Genomic DNA, 17,054 nt, shown 5'->3' on the forward strand with positions numbered 1-17,054 from the left:
CAGTAGGTTGGTGAAATCTGCTGACGGAGAAGCCACCATGCCCGAGTACAAAGCTCCCCTGCGCGACATGCGCTTTCTGATTGATCACGTCTTCGACTTCCACACCAGTTACGCCAGTCTCGGCGCGCATGACGCCAGCCCGGACATGATCAACGCGATCCTCGAAGAGGGCGCAAAGTTCTGCGAGAACGTTCTGGCACCGCTCAATCGCAGCGGCGACGAAGAGGGCTGCCATTTCGACAATGGTGTGGTGACAACGCCTACAGGCTTCAAGCAGGCTTTCGCACAATACGTCGAGGGTGGCTGGCACGGGTTGGCGGCCGATCCAGCTTACGGTGGCCAGGGGCTACCGAGTTCGCTGGGGCTGGTGATCAGCGAGATGGTCGGCTCCAGTAACACGTCCTGGGGCATGTACCCGGGCCTGACCCACGGCGCGATGTCGGCGATCCACGCCCACGGCACCGCCGAACAGAAAGACACCTACCTGAGCAAACTCACCGCTGGCCAGTGGACCGGCACCATGTGCCTGACCGAAGCCCACTGCGGTACCGATCTGGGGATCATCAAGACCCGCGCGGTGCCTCGGGCCGACGGCAGCTACGCGATCACCGGCAGCAAGATTTTCATTTCCGCCGGCGAGCATGACCTGAGCGACAACATCATCCATCTGGTACTGGCCAAGTTGCCGGACGCACCGGCTGGAACCAAGGGCATTTCCCTGTTTATCGTGCCGAAATTTCTTGCCGATACAGCAGGCGAAGCGGGTGAGCGCAACGGCGTTTCCTGCGGCTCGATCGAGCACAAGATGGGCATCAAGGCTTCGGCCACCTGTGTGCTGAACTTCGATGCCGCCACCGGTTACCTGATCGGCGAGCCGAACAAGGGCCTCAACTGCATGTTCACCATGATGAACCACGCGCGGCTCGGCACCGGCATGCAGGGGCTGTGTCTGGGCGAGGCGAGTTTTCAGGGGGCGATCAAGTACGCCAACGACCGCCTGCAGATGCGCGCGCTGACAGGTGCCAAGGCCCCTGAAAAACCTGCCGACCCGATCATCGTCCACCCGGACGTGCGACGCATGCTGCTGACCATGAAAGCCTTCAATGAAGGCAATCGCGCGCTGACCTATTTCACCGCGCAGATGCTTGATGTCGCGCACCTGAACAGCGATGCCCAGGCGCGTCAGGAAGCCGAAGACCTGTTGGCATTCCTTACGCCGATCTGCAAGGCGTTCATGACCGACACCGGGCTGGAAGTGACCAACCACGGGATGCAGGTGTTCGGCGGCCATGGCTTCATCCGTGAGTGGGGCATGGAGCAACTGGTGCGCGACTGCCGGATTGCGCCGATTTACGAGGGCACCAACGGCATTCAGGCGCTCGACCTGCTCGGGCGCAAGGTGCTGGGCAGTCAGGGCAAGCTGCTGCGCGGCTTCACCAAAATCGTCCACAAATTCTGCGCAGCGCACGCCGGACACGCGCAGTTGGGCAACTTCGTCGAGCAACTCAACGGGCTCAATCAACAGTGGGGCGATCTGACCATGAAGGTCGGCATGGCCGCGATGAAGAATCCGGACGAAGTCGGCGCGGCGTCTGTCGATTACCTGATGTACAGCGGTTACATCATCCTTGGCTACCTGTGGCTGCGCATGGCGTTGGTTGCTCAGGCACAACTGGACGCAGGCGAGGGCGAGGCTGATTTCCTGAAGGGCAAATTGGCAACGTGCGAGTTTTACTTCAAGCGCTTGTTGCCGCGCACAGCGGCGCATCGGGCGGCGATCGAAGCAGGGAGTGATTGTTTGATGAATCTGTCGGCGCAGGCGTTTGCTTTGTAGGGCAGATAGAAAGATCACTGCGATATTTTTCCAGTGACCAAAAATAACAAACCAGTCACCGGTTGACCCTATGTGTCGCAAAAGTTGTTGAGGTACACTCGGGCTCAGAAAATATCATTCCACGAACCACCTGTTTAGATCTTGCGAGGTTTGCCATGGCTGACTACAAAGCGCCGCTGCGCGATATGCGCTTCGTCCTCAATGAAGTGTTCGAGGTCGCCAAACTCTGGGCCGAGCTGCCTGCGCTGGCCGAGACCGTCGACGCCGAAACCGTTGAAGCGATTCTCGAAGAGGCCGGCAAGGTCACCAGCAAAAGTATCGCGCCACTGAGCCGTGCCGCTGACGAAGAAGGTTGCCATTGGGCGGACGGTGCCGTCACCACGCCGGCGGGTTTCCCACAGGCTTATCAGACTTATGCCGAAGGCGGCTGGGTCGGCGTTGGCGGCGATCCGGCCTATGGCGGCATGGGCATGCCCAAAGCCGTGTCGGCGCAAGTCGAAGAAATGGTCAACTCCGCCAGCCTGGCTTTCGGTCTGTACCCGATGCTGACTGCCGGCGCCTGCCTGTCGATCAACGCTCACGCCAGCGAAGAATTGAAAGCTGCGTACCTGCCGAACATGTACGCCGGGATCTGGGCCGGTTCCATGTGTCTGACCGAGCCGCACGCCGGGACCGACCTGGGGATCATTCGGACCAAAGCCGAACCTCAGGCTGACGGCTCCTACAAGATCAGCGGCACCAAGATTTTCATTACCGGTGGTGAGCACGACCTCACCGAAAACATCATTCACCTGGTGCTGGCCAAGCTGCCGGATGCTCCAGCAGGTCCGAAAGGCATTTCGCTGTTCCTGGTGCCGAAGTTCATGGTCAATGCGGACGGCAGCCTCGGCGCACGCAACCCGGCCAACTGCGGTTCGATCGAACACAAAATGGGCATCCAGGCCTCGGCAACCTGCGTGATGAACTTCGACGAAGCGGTCGGCTATCTGGTTGGCGAGCCGAACAAAGGCCTGGCCGCGATGTTCACCATGATGAACTACGAGCGTCTGGGCGTCGGAATTCAGGGCCTGGCCACGGGCGAGCGCTCCTATCAGAACGCTGTTGAATACGCGCGCGATCGCCTGCAGAGCCGTTCGCCAACCGGCGCGCAGAACAAGGACAAAGTCGCTGATCCGATCATCGTTCACCCGGACGTGCGACGCATGTTGCTGACCATGAAAGCCTCGAACGAAGGCGGCCGGGCATTTTCCACTTACGTCGCGATGCAATTGGACACCGCCAAGTTCAGCGAAGATGCGACCACCCGCAAGCGCGCGGAAGATCTGGTGGCATTGCTGACGCCGGTAGCGAAAGCCTTTCTGACCGACCTGGGTCTGGAAACCACCGTCCACGGCCAGCAGATTTTCGGCGGCCACGGCTACATCCGCGAATGGGGCCAAGAGCAACTGGTGCGCGATGTACGCATCACGCAGATCTACGAGGGCACCAACGGCATTCAGGCGCTGGATCTGGTCGGGCGCAAGATCGTCGGCAGCGGCGGCGCGTTTTACCAGCTATTCGCTGACGAGATCCGTCATTTCACCGCAACCGCCAGCGCCGACCTGGGCGAGTTCACCAAGCCGTTGAACGATGCCGTCGACACTCTCGACGAACTGACTGCGTGGTTGCTGGATCGGGCGAAAAACAATCCGAACGAAATCGGCGCAGCCTCGGTCGAATATTTGCAAGCATTCGGTTACACCGCTTACGCCTACATGTGGGCGTTGATGGCCAAAGCCTCGCTCGGCAAGGAAGCGCAAGACGACTTCTATGCGAGCAAGCTGGGTACCGCACGCTTCTATTTCGCCCGTCTGCTGCCGCGCATCCACTCGTTGAGCGCGTCGGTAAAGGCCGGCAGTGAGTCGCTGTTTCTGCTGGATGCAGCGCAGTTCTGATCCTGTGCTCGTTCTGTAAGCATTCGCTTACATGACGCGCTGCTGTTCTCCCATATGCATATATTGGATCCACGGCTAATCTACGTTTCATGGACGTCGCGCAGGAAGCGCAAAGTAAACAACACGGACACGTAGGATTCTGCCAGGGTGGCGGAGTGAAATGGATGTCAGGGAAACAGTCTGCAAAGCCCCGCTTCGGCGGGGTTTTCTTTTGCCTGAAGAAAAATATCAGGCGATAGGATCGAGCGGTGCCTTTGCTTCGCGGTCGATCACCTCCTCAAGCAATGTCTGCAGCAGTGCCAACGAGGCCTGCTGGCGTTGCACATCGCGGCACACCAGGCCGACTTTAAGTGGCACGCGAGGCTCGCTGAGCGGTTTCCACAGCAAATCAACATCGTCGTATTCCTTTTGCGAACGTCCCGGTAGCACCGTCGCCAGCCTGGTGTGCGGCAGGCTGTCGAGAATCCCCAGCATATTGTTCAGCTCGGCCTGCACCTGCGGACGGCGCCCGAGGCTGGTCAGTTGCGCCTGCCAGATCTGCCGAATCTGGAATTCCTCACCGAGCAACAGCATCGGCAGTTCGGCAGCCTGGCGCATCGAGACTTTCTTGAACTCGCGCAACGGATGATCCGCCGGAATGACCAGGGTCAGTTCGTCTTCATACAGCAACACGCCGTGCAGCCCGGGTTGGCGCGGCGGCAGATAACTGATGCCAATGTCCAGCGAACCGTTGAGCAGGCGCCGTTCGATTTCCAGCCCGGTCAGCTCGTAGATCTGCACCACCAGATGCGGCTGCGCCCTGCGCACACGCTCGAGCATTTGCGGCACGAGGCTGGTGTGTACCGTTTGCAGCACGCCGATCGCCAGGGTCCGCAACGCCTGCCCCTTGAAATTGCCCAACGCCTCGCGCGCCCGCTGCAAGCCATCGAGCAGCGGTAATGCGTGGTTATACAAGGTGTGCGCAGCCAGGGTCGGCAGCAGACGCTTGCTGCTGCGTTCGAACAGCGTCACGTCGAGGTTTTGCTCCAGCTGACGGATCTGTTGCGACAGCGCTGGTTGCGAGATCGACAGGCGTTCCGCCGCCCGGCCGACGTGTCCTTCTTCGTAGACCGCGACGAAATAACGCAGTTGTTTGAAATCCATAAGTAGTGCTTATCGAAATGGCTGGGAAATCGAAATGGCCTGATGCCGTTTGCGCGCCTAGTCTAAACGCATTCACAAGGCTTACAGGGCCAGAAAACGTGATGAATTCCATTTGCTTCGTTAGTACTTACATAGGCAGTTCAAAAAACCTCAAGCGAGGTTTTTTCGCATGAATCTGTTCAGTTTGCGGCGCCAGACGCCGAGTCTGGACGACCTCACCTTCGAGGCGGGGCCATCCGCTATGACCGACCACCTCAGTGTCCAACGCCTGATGCCCAGTGTTGAACGACCGCATCAAGTGTTCGTTCGGGGCCAGGGTTCCTGGCTGTGGGACAGCAATGATCGCGCCTACCTGGACTTTTCCCAGGCTGGCGGCGCCAACAGCCTTGGCCACAGCCCCACGGCGTTGGTCAAAGCCATCGCCAATCAGGCCCAGGCGCTGATCAACCCAGGCTTCAATCTGCATAATCGCGGCATGCTCAGCCTCGCCGAACGCTTGTGCGCCAGCACCTCCAGCGATCAGGCGTACCTGCTCAACAGTGGCAGCGAGGCTTGTGACGCGGCAATCAAACTGGCGCGCAAATGGGGGCAACTGCATCGCAGCGGGGCTTCGCGGATCATCGTCGCGCAGCAGGGTTGCCATGGCCGCAGTCTGCCGACGATTGATCGGGTGCCATTCAACGACTTGCCGGCGCTGCATGCGGCGGTCGACGCGCAAACCGTAGCAGTCATGCTTGAACCGATCCAGAGCGATGCCGGAGTTATCCCCGCGACCGAGCACTACCTCAAAGGCGTCGAGCGGCTGTGCCGCGAGTTGGGCATTCTGCTCATTCTCGACGAAGTGCAGACCGGCATCGGCCGCTGCGGCACCTTGCTCGCCGAGCAGTCCTACGGCATTCGCGCCGATATCGTTGTGCTCGGCAAAGGACTCGGCGGCGGCTTGCCGCTGGCGGCGTTGCTGGCGCGGGGCAAGGCCTGCTGTTTTGCCGTTGGGGAGCTAGGCGGCACCCATCACGGCAACGCACTGATGACTGCGGCCGGTCTGGTGGTACTCGACAGCGTGCACGACCGAAGCTTCCTCCAGCAGGTCAAGGACAATGGCCAGCATCTGCGCGAAGGCCTTGCACGACTGGCGCACCGCTATGGCCATGGTGAGTTGCGCGGCCAAGGCCTGTTCTATGGGTTGACGCTATCGGCAGATTGCGCCGATGCCGTCGTGCACGCCGCACTGCACGAGGGCCTGATATTGAACGCCGCGCAACCCGACTGCCTGCGCTTCACCCCGGCGCTCACGGTCAGCAATGCCAACATCGACGAAATGTTCCTGCGTCTGGGCCGTGCCTTCTCACGAGTGCACACCGCCCAATTGCAATGCCGCAAGGGTATCGCCGTCTGAGCTGAAGTCCCCCAACCGATTTCCCGAACCGTCTCGCGGTATAACGCACGCCCCACGCCTGATTCTTTTGGCGTGGGGCGTTTTTTTTGTGGTGCTGGCGATCAAATAGCAAGCGTAATGAACCCTGACGAACGGCGCAGGTCGATTAGCTTGTATGGCTCAAGTGAGCCAACCCCCACTCAGGAGCTGCCCCATGGATTTCATTCGTATCATCATCGCTATTCTGTTGCCGCCACTGGGCGTGTTTCTGCAGGTCGGGTTTGGCGGGGCGTTCTGGCTGAACATTCTGCTGACGCTGTGCGGTTACATTCCGGGGATCGTGCATGCGGTGTATATCATCGCCAAGCGCTGAGTCCGGTAGCGTCTATCAGACAGCTTTCGCGAGCAGGCTCGCTCCCACAGGGAATTAGTGATTGAAGCGGATCCAATGAGGGAGCGGGCCTGCTCGCGAACGGGGCGATACGGTTTTTCAGTCAGTCAGCTCCATCACCCGCCGATAAAACATCCATTCCTGTTCCAGCGCATGCGCCTGGTTGGCCGCGCGGCGAAAGCCGTGGCGTTCGTCGGGGTAGTAATGCGCCTCGACCGGGATGCCGTTGTGCTCCAGCGCCGCGACCATGGCGCGGGTCTGTTGCGGCACGACCACCGCGTCCAGTTCACCCTGAAAGAAAATCACCGGGACGCGGATGTTATCTGCGTGCAGCAGCGGAGTGCGGGCGGCATAGCGTTCGGCATCCAGATCGGGGTCGCCGATCAGCCAGTCCAGGTAATCACCCTCGAACTTGTGCGTAGCCCGGGCCAAAGCGACCGGATCGCTGACACCGTAGAGGCTGGCGCCTGCGCGGAAAACCTGTCTGAACGCCAGTGCGCACAGCGTTGTGTAGCCGCCCGCACTGCCACCACGAATGAACGCACGGTCGCCGTCGATCATCTCCCTGCCGGCAAGGTAATCGACCACGGCGCAGGCATCCTCGACATCCACCTCGCCCCAGCGCAGATGCAGCGCTTGCCGATATTCGCGGCCATAACCGCTACTGCCGCGATAGTTGAGGTCGGCCACCGCAAAACCCCGCTGCGTCCAGTACTGGATGCGCGGGTCGAGCATCGGATAGCACGCCGACGTCGGGCCACCATGGATAAACACCAGCAATGGCGGTTTCGCTTCACCGTTCATGGCCGGGTAGAAGAAACCGTGCGCCTCGCCGGATCCGCTGGGATAGCACAAGGTCTGCGGGCGGCTGATGTGCTCGGCGGGCAACGGAGCCACGCCACCGGCCAATACCTTCACTGCGTGAGACACGCGATCGATGGCAATGACTGCCGACGGACTGACCGGCGATGCGGCGATGCAATAGATGAATTGTTGGTCCATTGCCAAGTGACGGAAGCGGCTGTAGTCGCCGCTGAAGTCTTCACTGCCAAGGGCCAGGCGACCGAAACCACCCTCGCTCCAGCTGGCTAAATATTGATCGCCGACAGGCAACCACGTGCAGCCACCAAGCTGCCACGGCGCGGGCGCATGATCCGCCTCGGCACAGGCCAGCGCTTGCAGACCATCAGACGTTTCGACCCACGGCTGCCAGTAGCCGCCACGATCCGTCAGGCAGTAGAGTCGCCCGTCGGTGCCGAAGCGCGGCTGCTGAATCGACTCCTCCATCTGCTCGCCTGCAATACAGCGGGGCGCAGAAAAATCACCTTCCGCGAGCATCAAACGCGTCGATGTCCACGGTTGATGCGGGCGGCTCCACTCGATCCACGCCAACCGCTGGCCGTCGGGGCTGAGCGTTGGCGACGCATAAAAGTCGGCGCCTTCTGCCAACACCTGTCGCGTGCCGTCCGCCGGATCGATCGCCACCAGCCGATGCTGATCCTGCTGTTCCTCAACCGCCAACACCCGGCCAGCGGCAAACTGCAGATCACCATAGCGACAGTCAGTCGACGTCAGCGCGACCGGCTCGCCATTCAGCGCCTGTCGGTACAGCTGCTGATCCGCTTCATTGACGAAAACCACGCCGTCGGGCGTCAGACAAAACGCGCCACCGCCATATTCGTACACGCGGCTACGTACGCTGTAGCCATCCGGTGTCAGACGTTTCGCCACGCCATCGCGCCAATGCCAGATCCGGCACGCGGCGTCCTCGGGGCGATATTCATTCCAGAACAAGCCGTGGGCGCCGAGCTGCAGTTCGGCGAAGTCGGTGCCGGCGGCGACGGCTTGGGCGGCGCTGAAAGGCTCAGCCCTTGGCGATGAGGCGTGAGTTTCGTTCATTGCGAAAGGCCAATTGTTCGATGGATTGAGTGGCGGTCTCGGCTTCTTCGCGGGCCTTGAGGATCACGCCGTGGTGTTCGGACTTGCTGCACACCGGGTCGGCATTACTGGCATCGCCGGTGAGCATGAACGCTTGGCAGCGACAGCCGCCGAAGTCTTTTTCTTTCTCGTCGCAAGAGCGGCAGGGCTCCGGCATCCAGTCGTAACCGCGAAAGCGATTGAAGCCGAACGAGTCATACCAGATGTGCTGCATGCTGTGATCGCGCACGTTGGGAAACTGCACTGGCATCTGGCGAGCGCCATGGCAGGGCAGGGCCGTGCCGTCCGGGGTGACGGTCAGAAAGATGCTGCCCCAGCCGTTCATGCAGGCTTTCGGGCGTTCTTCGTAGTAGTCGGGGGTGACGAAAATCAGCTTGCACGGATGCCCTTCGGCTTCCAGTTTGGCCCGGTATTCGTTAGTGATGCGTTCGGCGCGTACCAGTTGCTCCCTGGTCGGCAACAGGCCGACACGGTTGAGCTGCGCCCAACCGTAGAACTGGCAAGTGGCGAGTTCGACGAAATCGGCCTCCAGCGCAATGCACAGCTCGATGATGCGGTCGATCTTGTCGATGTTGTGCCGATGGGTGACGAAGTTCAGCACCATCGGGTAGCCGTGGGCCTTCACCGCCCGGGCCATTTCCAGCTTTTGCGCGAAGGCCTTTTTCGAGCCGGCGAGCAAATTGTTCACTTGCTCGTCACTGGCCTGGAAGCTGATCTGGATATGATCGAGCCCGGCCTTTTTGAAGTCGCTGATTTTCTGCTCGGTCAGGCCAATGCCGGAGGTGATCAGGTTGGTGTAGAAACCCAACTGCCGCGCTTCCTGAATCAGTTCGGCAAGATCCTGGCGCACCAATGGTTCGCCACCGGAAAAGCCCAGCTGCGCCGCGCCCATTTCTCGCGCTTCGCGGAAAACCTTGATCCACTGTTCCGTCGTCAGTTCTTTGCCCTGCTCGGCGAAATCCAGCGGATTGGAGCAATACGGGCATTGCAGCGGGCAGCGGTAGGTCAGCTCGGCGAGCAGCCACAGCGGCAGGCCGACTTGCGGTTTTGCCGGTAGATCAGGCAAGGGTGAGCCAGTGTTGCTCACGGGCAACCTCCATGAATTGCTCGATGTCGTCACCGAGCTCGGGCACGCCTGGGAACTGCTCGTCGAGTTTGGCAATGATCGCCGCGACATCGCGCTCACCGTCAATCAAGCCGCCGATCAGCGCGGCCGTCTCGTTGAGCTTGATCATGCCTTCCGGGTACAGCAACACGTGGCCTTTCTGCGCTGGCTCGTACTGGAAGCGGTAGCCGGGACGCCAGCTCGGGACTTTGCTGCGGTCGAAACTCATAAGCTGATTCCTTTATGCCAGACCCTTTGATCGGTGACGCTGTGATACGGCGCACGGTTCAGTTCGTAGGCCATGCTCATGGCATCGAGCATGCTCCAAAGAATGTCCAGTTTGAACTGGAGAATTTCCAGCATGCGCTCCTGGCCTTCGCGAGTCTTGTAGTGCTCAAGGGTGATCGCCAGCCCATGCTCGACATCACGCCGCGCCTGACCGAGACGGGTGCGGAAATATTCGTAACCGGCCGGGTCGATCCACGGGTAATGCTGCGGCCAGCTGTCCAGGCGCGACTGATGGATCTGTGGCGCGAACAGTTCGGTCAGCGAGCTGCTGGCCGCCTCCTGCCAACTGGCGCGACGGGCAAAGTTGACGTAGGCATCGACGGCGAAACGCACGCCGGGCAGCACCAGCTCCTGGGAGCGCAATTGATCCGGGTCGAGGCCGACCGCCTGGCCGAGACGCAGCCAGGCTTCGATACCGCCATCTTCACCGGGCGCGCCGTCGTGGTCGAGCAGACGCTGAATCCACTCGCGACGGATCTCTCTATCCGGGCAGTTGGCGAGGATCGCCGCGTCTTTCAGGGGAATGTTCACCTGATAGTAGAAGCGGTTGGCGACCCAGCCCTGAATCTGTTCGCGGGTCGCGCGGCCTTCGTACATCGCCACATGATAGGGGTGGTAGATGTGGTAGTAGGCGCCTTTGGCGCGCAGGGCCGCTTCGAATTCGGCGGGGGACAGCGGGGTGTCGATCATTGCGGTTCTCCGGGGAACAACCGTTGGAATCCTGGGTGTCTGTTCGGACGCCTTCGCGAGCAAGCCCGCTCCCACATTGGATCTGTGGCGTACACAAAACTCCTGTGGGAGCAGGCTTGCTCGCGAAGAGGCCGGTCGCTACAACACAATACTCATGCCATCAAACGCCACTTCAACATTGCGCCGCGCGAGTTCTGCGCGCTCGGCCGAATCCTCGTCGAGAATCGGGTTGGTGTTGTTGATGTGGATAAGCACCTTGCGCTGCTCAGGCAACTGCTCCAGCACTTCGAGCATGCCGCCCGGGCCGTTCTGGGCCAAGTGGCCCATCTCGCGACCGGTGCGGGTGCCGACGCCACGGCGCTGCATTTCATCGTCATCCCACAGCGTGCCGTCGACCAGCAGGCAATCGCTGCCCGCCATGATTTCCAGCAGCGGCGCATCGACCTTGCCCAGCCCTGGCGCGTAGAACAGCTTGCCGCCGGTGTTGAGGTCTTCAACGATCAAGCCGATGTTGTCGCCCGGATGCGGATCGAAGCGATGCGGCGAATACGGCGGCGCGGCGCTGCGCAACGGCAATGGTGTAAAACGCAGATTCGGGCACGCCGCTACGGTGAAGCTCTGGTCGAGTTCGATGCGATTCCAGTCCAGCCCGCCGTTCCAGTGCGTGAGCATTTTGAACAGCGGAAAACCGGTGCTCAGGTCTTCGTGAACCATGTCCGTGCACCACACCTGATGCGGGCAGCCTTCGCGCAGGCTGAGCAGGCCGGTGGTGTGGTCGATCTGGCTGTCCATCAGAATGATCGCGCTGATGCCGGTGTCGCGCAGGGCCCGGCCCGGTTGCATCGGGGCGAAGCTTTGCAGTTGCGCGCGGATGTCTGGCGAGGCGTTGCACAGCACCCAGTTCACGCCGTCATCGGAAATGGCGATGGACGATTGGGTGCGTGCCTTGGCATTCAGGCTGCCGTCGCGAAAGCCTGCGCAGTTGACGCAGTTGCAGTTCCACTGCGGAAAACCGCCACCGGCGGCCGAACCCAGAATCTGGACGAACATGAACGCTCCATCATTTCAACGCGGAAAATAAAACGCCTCGGCGAGCCGAGGCGTTGCACTGCAATTCTACGTAAGCAGAACTCAGCGGCTGGCGAAGTACATGGTGACTTCGAAGCCGATACGCAGGTCGGTGTAAGCAGGTTTGGTCCAGGCCATGAGATGTCTCCTTCTGAGGGTTGGGATAGCGCTATCCATAGGTATAGTCCACGGCAGCGCGACGATGTTCCAATTAGTTAGGCGGCTATGTTACTCAAAATTTCAGCGTAATGACCCGTGAATCTTTGAGAAAGCTCCTTGCAGCCCCGGTAATGATCAGTTTGCCGCTTGCCACGGCGCGCCCGGTACCGATTCATTGGCCAGGCAGTGGTGGCCGCCGTCCGCATTGATCAGCCGTTGCGCAGCGGCCAGTAAAGCCTGGCGATCAACCTGCCGGATGGCTGTGACAAGTTGCTCACGGTAATCCGACGAGTGGCCGCCGAGTTTGACCTGCCACAGGAATTCGGCCGCATCCCTGGCCGACAGCGTGGCGTCGTCGAACTGATCGGCGAGGTTTTGGCGCTGTTGCTTCAGGCTAGCGTCGTCGAGCTTTTCGATCAGCGCTGGAATGTCCTTGAAGAACGCTTGCATGTGTTCGAGCAACTTGACCGCCGAGGCCGTCGGCGATTGCACGCCGAAGACCATTGCAGTCGTCCCATGCAACTGACGTAGCGCGCTGAACACGGCGTAACCCAATTGCAGCTCGACGCGCAGGCGCTGGTAGAAAGGTGTCTGGCACAACCGTGCGAGCAGGCGCCAAGCGGCTTCATCAGCGATATCGTGGTTGGTCGGGCAGATGAGCAGCAAGGCATGTTCACTGGAAGCGGTGTCGATCTTGCTCCAGCGGTATCCGCCGTTGCCGTGCGGGGCAATCGGCAGTTGATTGTCCGGTGTGCCGGGAATGCGGCTGAGCGCCAGGCCCATGGCTGATTGGGTTTGCTGGTTCAGGCCAAGAGCCAGGCCGTCCCAGCGGGCAGTGGTCCACAGCTGCTTGATGTCATCGCTGGATTCAATCGTGGGCAGGGACTTTTCCGGTAGAGCTTCGAGCAGTTGGCGGATCGGCATCGAGGGTGTTTGCGCCTCGTCGCGCGGCGAATCGGCGTCGATGGCTGTCAGACATTGCAGCGCATGTTCGAGGACGCTCGGCATCGGTTCCTGTAGTCCGGTCATTTTCAGCAGCCATTGGTTACCTGGGGCGCTGAAAGACAGATCCACTCCGGCTTCAGCCGCATCCTGCCGGGTCTGGCGCAGACTACGCTGCAATCTCGAGCGCAGATCTGCGCCGGCCGCCGCCTCGACCTGCCAGCGCAAATAAATCGCCCCTTCATCGCTGTGGTCCGGCAGCGCTTGGCTGAACTGCATCGGCGAGCGTTCGCGACGGCTGCGTGAGCGATCCTGGGCGAACGTGCGCAGGCCGCGGTGGGCGCTGGTCTGGCCGCGAATCAGCCCGGCGTTGGTCAACGGTTCACTGGTGTGCAGGAACGGGTTGGCGGCGGGCGGGCGCCAATGATCGCTGAAGTTATCCACAACACCGATTTCGCTCAGGATGTGCTCTAGTGCGGCGGCGCCCGATTCGGTCAGGCCGAATGCTTGCTGCTCGATGTCGAGGCGCGCCAGTTGCAATGCCCCGCTGACTTGCTGCTGGCGCTGAAGCAGGGCGGCGTATTCCTCGCGCAAAGGCGTCCAGTCCTGTCGGGTGAAGAAACTCAGCCAGTCCAGCAGGTATTCGCCAATGGCGTTCAATTGCTCGCCGTCGGCATGGAGTTGAAGATGCAGCAGTGCTTGCCCGGCGAACTGATAGATCGGTGCGGCCTTCAGGCTTTCTGCCAATTTTTGTTGTTGCAGGTGTGCGAGCAAACCACCGGGTTTTGCGCTGTTCAACCAATGGCACAAAAAGGCCATCGCCTCTGCGGATGACTCGGGTAGGCCATCGAAAGCGATTAACAGGTTCGCGTGAGCGCCGACCTGTTGATAACTTTTCACCGTCAGCGGTGGCGGGGCGACTTGGGCAACTTTATCCCCAACCGGCAACACCGCAGTCAATTGCTGCGCCAACTCCCGAAGCTCATCGATACTTTGCGGCCCGACCAGACTGAGGGTCATTTGCCCGGTTCGATAAAAGCGCTGATGGAAATCTTTCAGCGCCGACTGAAACCCCGGCGACTCCACCTGCAAGCTGTCCCGATTGCCCGCATGAAATCCACGCAGCGGGTGCTGCGCGGGTAAACCGTCATACAAGGCAAACTGCTGCTGCGCTGTCGGATCCTGCGACCAGGCGACAAATTCCGCCTGCAATACTTCCCGTTCACGCAGTTGATCGTCCAGATTCATACGCGGCCGGGCAAGCATGTCTGACAGACGCTCCAGCCCCGCGCTGAAAGACGACACAGGCAGCTCGAAGAAAAAATCCGTGGTGCGCTCGCGGGTGCTGGCGTTGACCTGTCCGCCGTGACGTTGCACGTAGGCCATCAGCCCTTCATCTGTGGGAAAACGCTCGGTGCCGAGAAACAGCAAGTGCTCAAGAAAATGCGCCAGCCCCGGCCATGCCAACGGCACGTCATGGCTGCCGGCCGCCACGCGCAACGCGGCGGCGCTGCGCTTGAGGGCGGGCACATGGCGCAGGGTCACGCGCAAGCCGTTGGCCAGAGTTTCTGTGTGAGGGCGAGGATGAGTCGGCGCAGGCATGGGCACTTCCAGAACAGTGAAGTGCCCATGCTAGCGGATTAGCGACGGTTGAGCGCGCCGTAAAGCTCTGGCCGGCGATCGCCGAGATAGCGGTTGGCCTGGCGTGAATCGTTCATCAGTTGTCGGTCCAGCTCACCGACGATCAACGTTTCGTCCAGACCTGCCAGGGCGCTACGGCTGCCGTCCGGCGCGGCGATGCTGCTTTGCCCGCAATATTGAATGTCGCCTTCATGTCCGCAGTAATTGGCGTAAGCCACGTAGCACTGGTTTTCGAAGGCGCGGGCGCGCACGGTGACGTCGGCGACGAAGTCGAACGGAATCATGTTTGCCGTCGGCACCACAATCAGCTCGGCGCCGGCCAAGGCCAGACGACGCGCGTTTTCCGGAAACTCCAGGTCATAACAGATCAGGAAACCGAGCTTCCAGCCGTTCAGTTCAACCAACGGCAACTCCGCTTCGCCCGGGCTGAACATCGACCGGTCAAGGTCGCCGAACAGATGCGACTTGCGGTAATTGCACAGACGCTCGCCGTGGCCATCGACCAGTTGCACGGCGTTGTAGATCTGCCCATCGGCGGTGCGCTCCGGGTAACCGTAAACGATCGCCAGACCAGCAGCCTTGGCGATGCGACCGATCTGCTGCGCCCATTCGCCGTTGTAGACCTCGGCCAGCGTGCCGACCGCTTCGGCGCCGATGTTGTAACCGGTCATGAACATCTCCGGCAGCACCAGCAGATCAGCGCCTTTGGCCTCCATCGCCACCTGATGCAGGCGATGCAAGTTGGCGGCGGGGTCCAGTGGCAGCGGTGGACATTGGTAAACGGCTACACGCATCGGGGAATCCTCTTACTCGGGCAGGGCGATAGGGCCGATGTCTTTGAACACATCACCCGGGCCGGGGTTCGCTTTATGTGTCGAACCGCCGAAATGCTTCATGATGCCCCACACCGCGTTAAGCGAAGTCTGCACCGCGCCTTCGACCCACGCCGGTGTCCACGACACGTCATCTCCAGCGATGAAAATACCGCGTTGCTCGGCCGGCATCTCGTCCTGCATGAAGTGCGCATACATGCGCTGGTTATAGCGGTAATGGCCGGGCAGGGCACCTTTGAAGGCACCGAGGAAATACGGATCGGCTTCCCACGACACGGTGATCGGATCGCCGATGATCCGTGCGGCGATGTCGACTTTCGGATAAATCTTTTTCAGCGCGTTCAATGCCAGTTCAACGCGTTTCTCCACTGGATGAGGGAGCATTTTCAACGCGTCGCTCATCCACGAGTAGGACAGGCAGATGACACCGGGTTTGTCGTCACCGTTGTCGAACAGATAGGTGCCACGGGTCAGGCGATCGGTGAGGGTCATGCTCATCACGTCGCGGCCGGTTTCCGGATCCTTGTCTTTCCAGAACGGCCGGTCGACCATCACGAAGGTTTTCGACGACTGCATGTAGCGGGTGCGGTCGAGGGCCATCCACATTTTCTGCGAGAACAGGGTTTCGTCGCATTCGATTTGTGTGGTCAACAGCCAGCTCTGGCAAGTGGTGAGCACAGCGGCGTATTCACGGGTGTCACCATTGTTGTCGGTGACGGCGAAACGACCCTGTGGCGCGTGGGCAATTTTCTTCACGCCCGAGCGCGGCGCGCCACGGTGCAGGGATTTCAGGCTGGTACCCGCCGGCCAGTGCACGCAGCGTTCCGGCACATGGCGCCAGATGCCCTGCGGCACCTGCTCGACGCCACCGACCACCAGGTGCTGGTGATCGTCGCAATTGGTCATTACGACGCGGAAGATTTCCAGCATCGAATTGGGAAAGTCCGAATCCCAGCCGCCGGTGCCGAAACCGACCTGACCGAATATTTCACGGTGTTGGAACGACAACTTGGCGAAGGCTTTCGACGTGGCGACGAAGTCATAAAAAGTCCGGTCGTCCCATAGCGGCACAAGCTTGTTCCACAATTCTTTCAGACGCGGCACATCCCGCTCGCGAATGGCTTGCTGGATTTCGGAAAACTGCGAGCCGGCCTCCAGCGCATCCGCCCACGCGTCAGCGACTTCCTGAAACAATGCAGGAAGATCCTTCAGGCTTTCGGCGTAATAGGTTTCGCCTTCCAGGTCGATCACGGTGCTGCCAGAAGCGCCGGTCAACGGGTTGGGGAAAGGTCTGGTTTCGAGGCCAAGCTTGTCAACGTAGTGGTAGAACGCCGTGGAGGACACCGGAAAGCGCATGCCACCGAGCTCCGCGACGATGGCATCGGTGCCGTTGAAGGCTTGCGAGCGCAGACGTCCGCCGAGTTTCGACGCCTCGTACACCACCGGTTTCAAACCGAGCTTCATCAATTCGTAGGCAGCCACCAGACCGGCTATGCCCGCGCCGACAATCGCCACCTCAGCGCCATGGTGCTGCTCGGGAATGCTGCCCAGACCCGCGGGATGCTCGATCCAGTCGTCAAACGCGAACGGAAAGTCCGGACCGAAAATGGTGACTGGTTTTTTCCCGTCTGCAGGATGGCGATTGTTGTTGTTCATGGCTGACCTTGTTGGCGACTCGACGCAGGATTCGCGTCTGAGTATAGAAAAAGATGC

At 60.6% G+C, this 17,054-nt stretch carries 14 protein-coding genes; 4 read left to right on the forward strand and 10 right to left on the reverse strand.

All coding sequences use genetic code 11. The features are described from left to right. Positions 1-37: 37 nt before the first annotated feature. Together ACP7D9_RS08060 and ACP7D9_RS08065 are read left to right on the forward strand one after the other, a co-directional pair. Positions 38-1,834, forward strand: coding sequence for an acyl-CoA dehydrogenase C-terminal domain-containing protein (locus ACP7D9_RS08060; protein ID WP_426156594.1), 1,797 nt, complete (start codon positions 38-40; stop codon positions 1,832-1,834). 155 nt (positions 1,835-1,989) lie between these two features. Beyond that, positions 1,990-3,768, forward strand: a complete 1,779-nt coding sequence (locus ACP7D9_RS08065) for an acyl-CoA dehydrogenase C-terminal domain-containing protein (RefSeq protein WP_281879457.1) — start codon at positions 1,990-1,992, stop codon at positions 3,766-3,768. A gap of 228 nt (positions 3,769-3,996) precedes the next feature. On the opposite strand, the gene ACP7D9_RS08070 is transcribed toward ACP7D9_RS08065, so the two are convergent. Beyond that, positions 3,997-4,911, reverse strand: a complete 915-nt coding sequence (locus ACP7D9_RS08070; RefSeq protein WP_101160935.1) for a LysR family transcriptional regulator — start codon at positions 4,909-4,911, stop codon at positions 3,997-3,999. Between the two features lie 169 nt (positions 4,912-5,080). Here ACP7D9_RS08070 and ACP7D9_RS08075 point away from each other — a divergent pair, with 169 nt between their 5' ends. Next, entirely contained in the window at positions 5,081-6,307 is a 1,227-nt protein-coding gene (locus ACP7D9_RS08075; protein ID WP_426156596.1) for an aspartate aminotransferase family protein, read from the forward strand. Positions 6,308-6,500: 193 nt separating this feature from the next. Continuing rightward, positions 6,501-6,659: a YqaE/Pmp3 family membrane protein gene (locus tag ACP7D9_RS08080; protein ID WP_003228885.1), complete on the forward strand. Its 159-nt coding sequence runs from the start codon at positions 6,501-6,503 to the stop codon at positions 6,657-6,659. A 117-nt stretch (positions 6,660-6,776) separates the two neighbouring features. Here ACP7D9_RS08080 and ACP7D9_RS08085 read toward each other — a convergent pair whose 3' ends face one another. The 9 genes from ACP7D9_RS08085 to ACP7D9_RS08125 form a co-directional block, all read right to left on the reverse strand. Next, entirely contained in the window at positions 6,777-8,576 is a 1,800-nt protein-coding gene (locus ACP7D9_RS08085) for a S9 family peptidase (protein ID WP_426156599.1), read from the reverse strand. Further along, entirely contained in the window at positions 8,542-9,681 is a 1,140-nt protein-coding gene (gene pqqE / locus ACP7D9_RS08090) for a pyrroloquinoline quinone biosynthesis protein PqqE (RefSeq protein WP_426156727.1), read from the reverse strand. Before pqqE ends, ACP7D9_RS08085 begins: the two co-directional genes overlap by 35 nt. Then, positions 9,674-9,949, reverse strand: a complete 276-nt coding sequence (gene pqqD / locus ACP7D9_RS08095; protein ID WP_101160925.1) for a pyrroloquinoline quinone biosynthesis peptide chaperone PqqD — start codon at positions 9,947-9,949, stop codon at positions 9,674-9,676. The genes pqqE and pqqD overlap by 8 nt, the downstream gene beginning before the upstream one ends. Further along, on the reverse strand, positions 9,946-10,698 hold the full coding sequence (gene pqqC, locus ACP7D9_RS08100; RefSeq protein WP_101160923.1) for a pyrroloquinoline-quinone synthase PqqC: 753 nt from the start codon (positions 10,696-10,698) through the stop codon (positions 9,946-9,948). Before pqqC ends, pqqD begins: the two co-directional genes overlap by 4 nt. A gap of 138 nt (positions 10,699-10,836) precedes the next feature. Then, positions 10,837-11,748, reverse strand: a complete 912-nt coding sequence (gene pqqB, locus ACP7D9_RS08105) for a pyrroloquinoline quinone biosynthesis protein PqqB (protein ID WP_169843487.1) — start codon at positions 11,746-11,748, stop codon at positions 10,837-10,839. Positions 11,749-11,829: 81 nt separating this feature from the next. Next, complete coding sequence (gene pqqA, locus ACP7D9_RS08110; RefSeq protein WP_003444522.1) at positions 11,830-11,904, reverse strand: pyrroloquinoline quinone precursor peptide PqqA; 75 nt, start codon at positions 11,902-11,904, stop codon at positions 11,830-11,832. Positions 11,905-12,060: 156 nt separating this feature from the next. Further along, entirely contained in the window at positions 12,061-14,469 is a 2,409-nt protein-coding gene (pqqF, locus tag ACP7D9_RS08115; protein WP_426156601.1) for a pyrroloquinoline quinone biosynthesis protein PqqF, read from the reverse strand. Positions 14,470-14,507: 38 nt separating this feature from the next. Next, a complete protein-coding gene (locus tag ACP7D9_RS08120) occupies positions 14,508-15,302 on the reverse strand; it encodes a carbon-nitrogen hydrolase family protein (RefSeq protein ID WP_426156603.1) in 795 nt (264 codons plus the stop codon). Between the two features lie 12 nt (positions 15,303-15,314). Continuing rightward, positions 15,315-16,997, reverse strand: a complete 1,683-nt coding sequence (locus ACP7D9_RS08125; protein WP_101160911.1) for a flavin monoamine oxidase family protein — start codon at positions 16,995-16,997, stop codon at positions 15,315-15,317. Between the last annotated feature and the right edge of the window lie 57 nt (positions 16,998-17,054).

This window comes from Pseudomonas sp. TSRC2-2, from assembly GCF_049897785.1.
Lineage (GTDB): Bacteria > Pseudomonadota > Gammaproteobacteria > Pseudomonadales > Pseudomonadaceae > Aquipseudomonas.

Excerpts from the sequence above, each read along its gene's own strand:
- pqqF (WP_426156601.1), bottom strand. The coding sequence starts at position 14,469 with ATGCCTGCGCCGACTCATCCTCGCCCTCACACAGAAACTCTGGCCAAC.
- ACP7D9_RS08065 (WP_281879457.1), top strand. The coding sequence starts at position 1,990 with ATGGCTGACTACAAAGCGCCGCTGCGCGATATGCGCTTCGTCCTCAAT.
- ACP7D9_RS08120 (WP_426156603.1), bottom strand. The coding sequence starts at position 15,302 with ATGCGTGTAGCCGTTTACCAATGTCCACCGCTGCCACTGGACCCCGCC.
- pqqC (WP_101160923.1), bottom strand. The coding sequence starts at position 10,698 with ATGATCGACACCCCGCTGTCCCCCGCCGAATTCGAAGCGGCCCTGCGC.
- ACP7D9_RS08060 (WP_426156594.1), top strand. The coding sequence starts at position 38 with ATGCCCGAGTACAAAGCTCCCCTGCGCGACATGCGCTTTCTGATTGAT.
- pqqB (WP_169843487.1), bottom strand. The coding sequence starts at position 11,748 with ATGTTCGTCCAGATTCTGGGTTCGGCCGCCGGTGGCGGTTTTCCGCAG.
- ACP7D9_RS08085 (WP_426156599.1), bottom strand. The coding sequence starts at position 8,576 with ATGAACGAAACTCACGCCTCATCGCCAAGGGCTGAGCCTTTCAGCGCC.
- ACP7D9_RS08070 (WP_101160935.1), bottom strand. The coding sequence starts at position 4,911 with ATGGATTTCAAACAACTGCGTTATTTCGTCGCGGTCTACGAAGAAGGA.
- ACP7D9_RS08080 (WP_003228885.1), top strand. The coding sequence starts at position 6,501 with ATGGATTTCATTCGTATCATCATCGCTATTCTGTTGCCGCCACTGGGC.
- ACP7D9_RS08075 (WP_426156596.1), top strand. The coding sequence starts at position 5,081 with ATGAATCTGTTCAGTTTGCGGCGCCAGACGCCGAGTCTGGACGACCTC.
- pqqD (WP_101160925.1), bottom strand. The coding sequence starts at position 9,949 with ATGAGTTTCGACCGCAGCAAAGTCCCGAGCTGGCGTCCCGGCTACCGC.
- ACP7D9_RS08125 (WP_101160911.1), bottom strand. The coding sequence starts at position 16,997 with ATGAACAACAACAATCGCCATCCTGCAGACGGGAAAAAACCAGTCACC.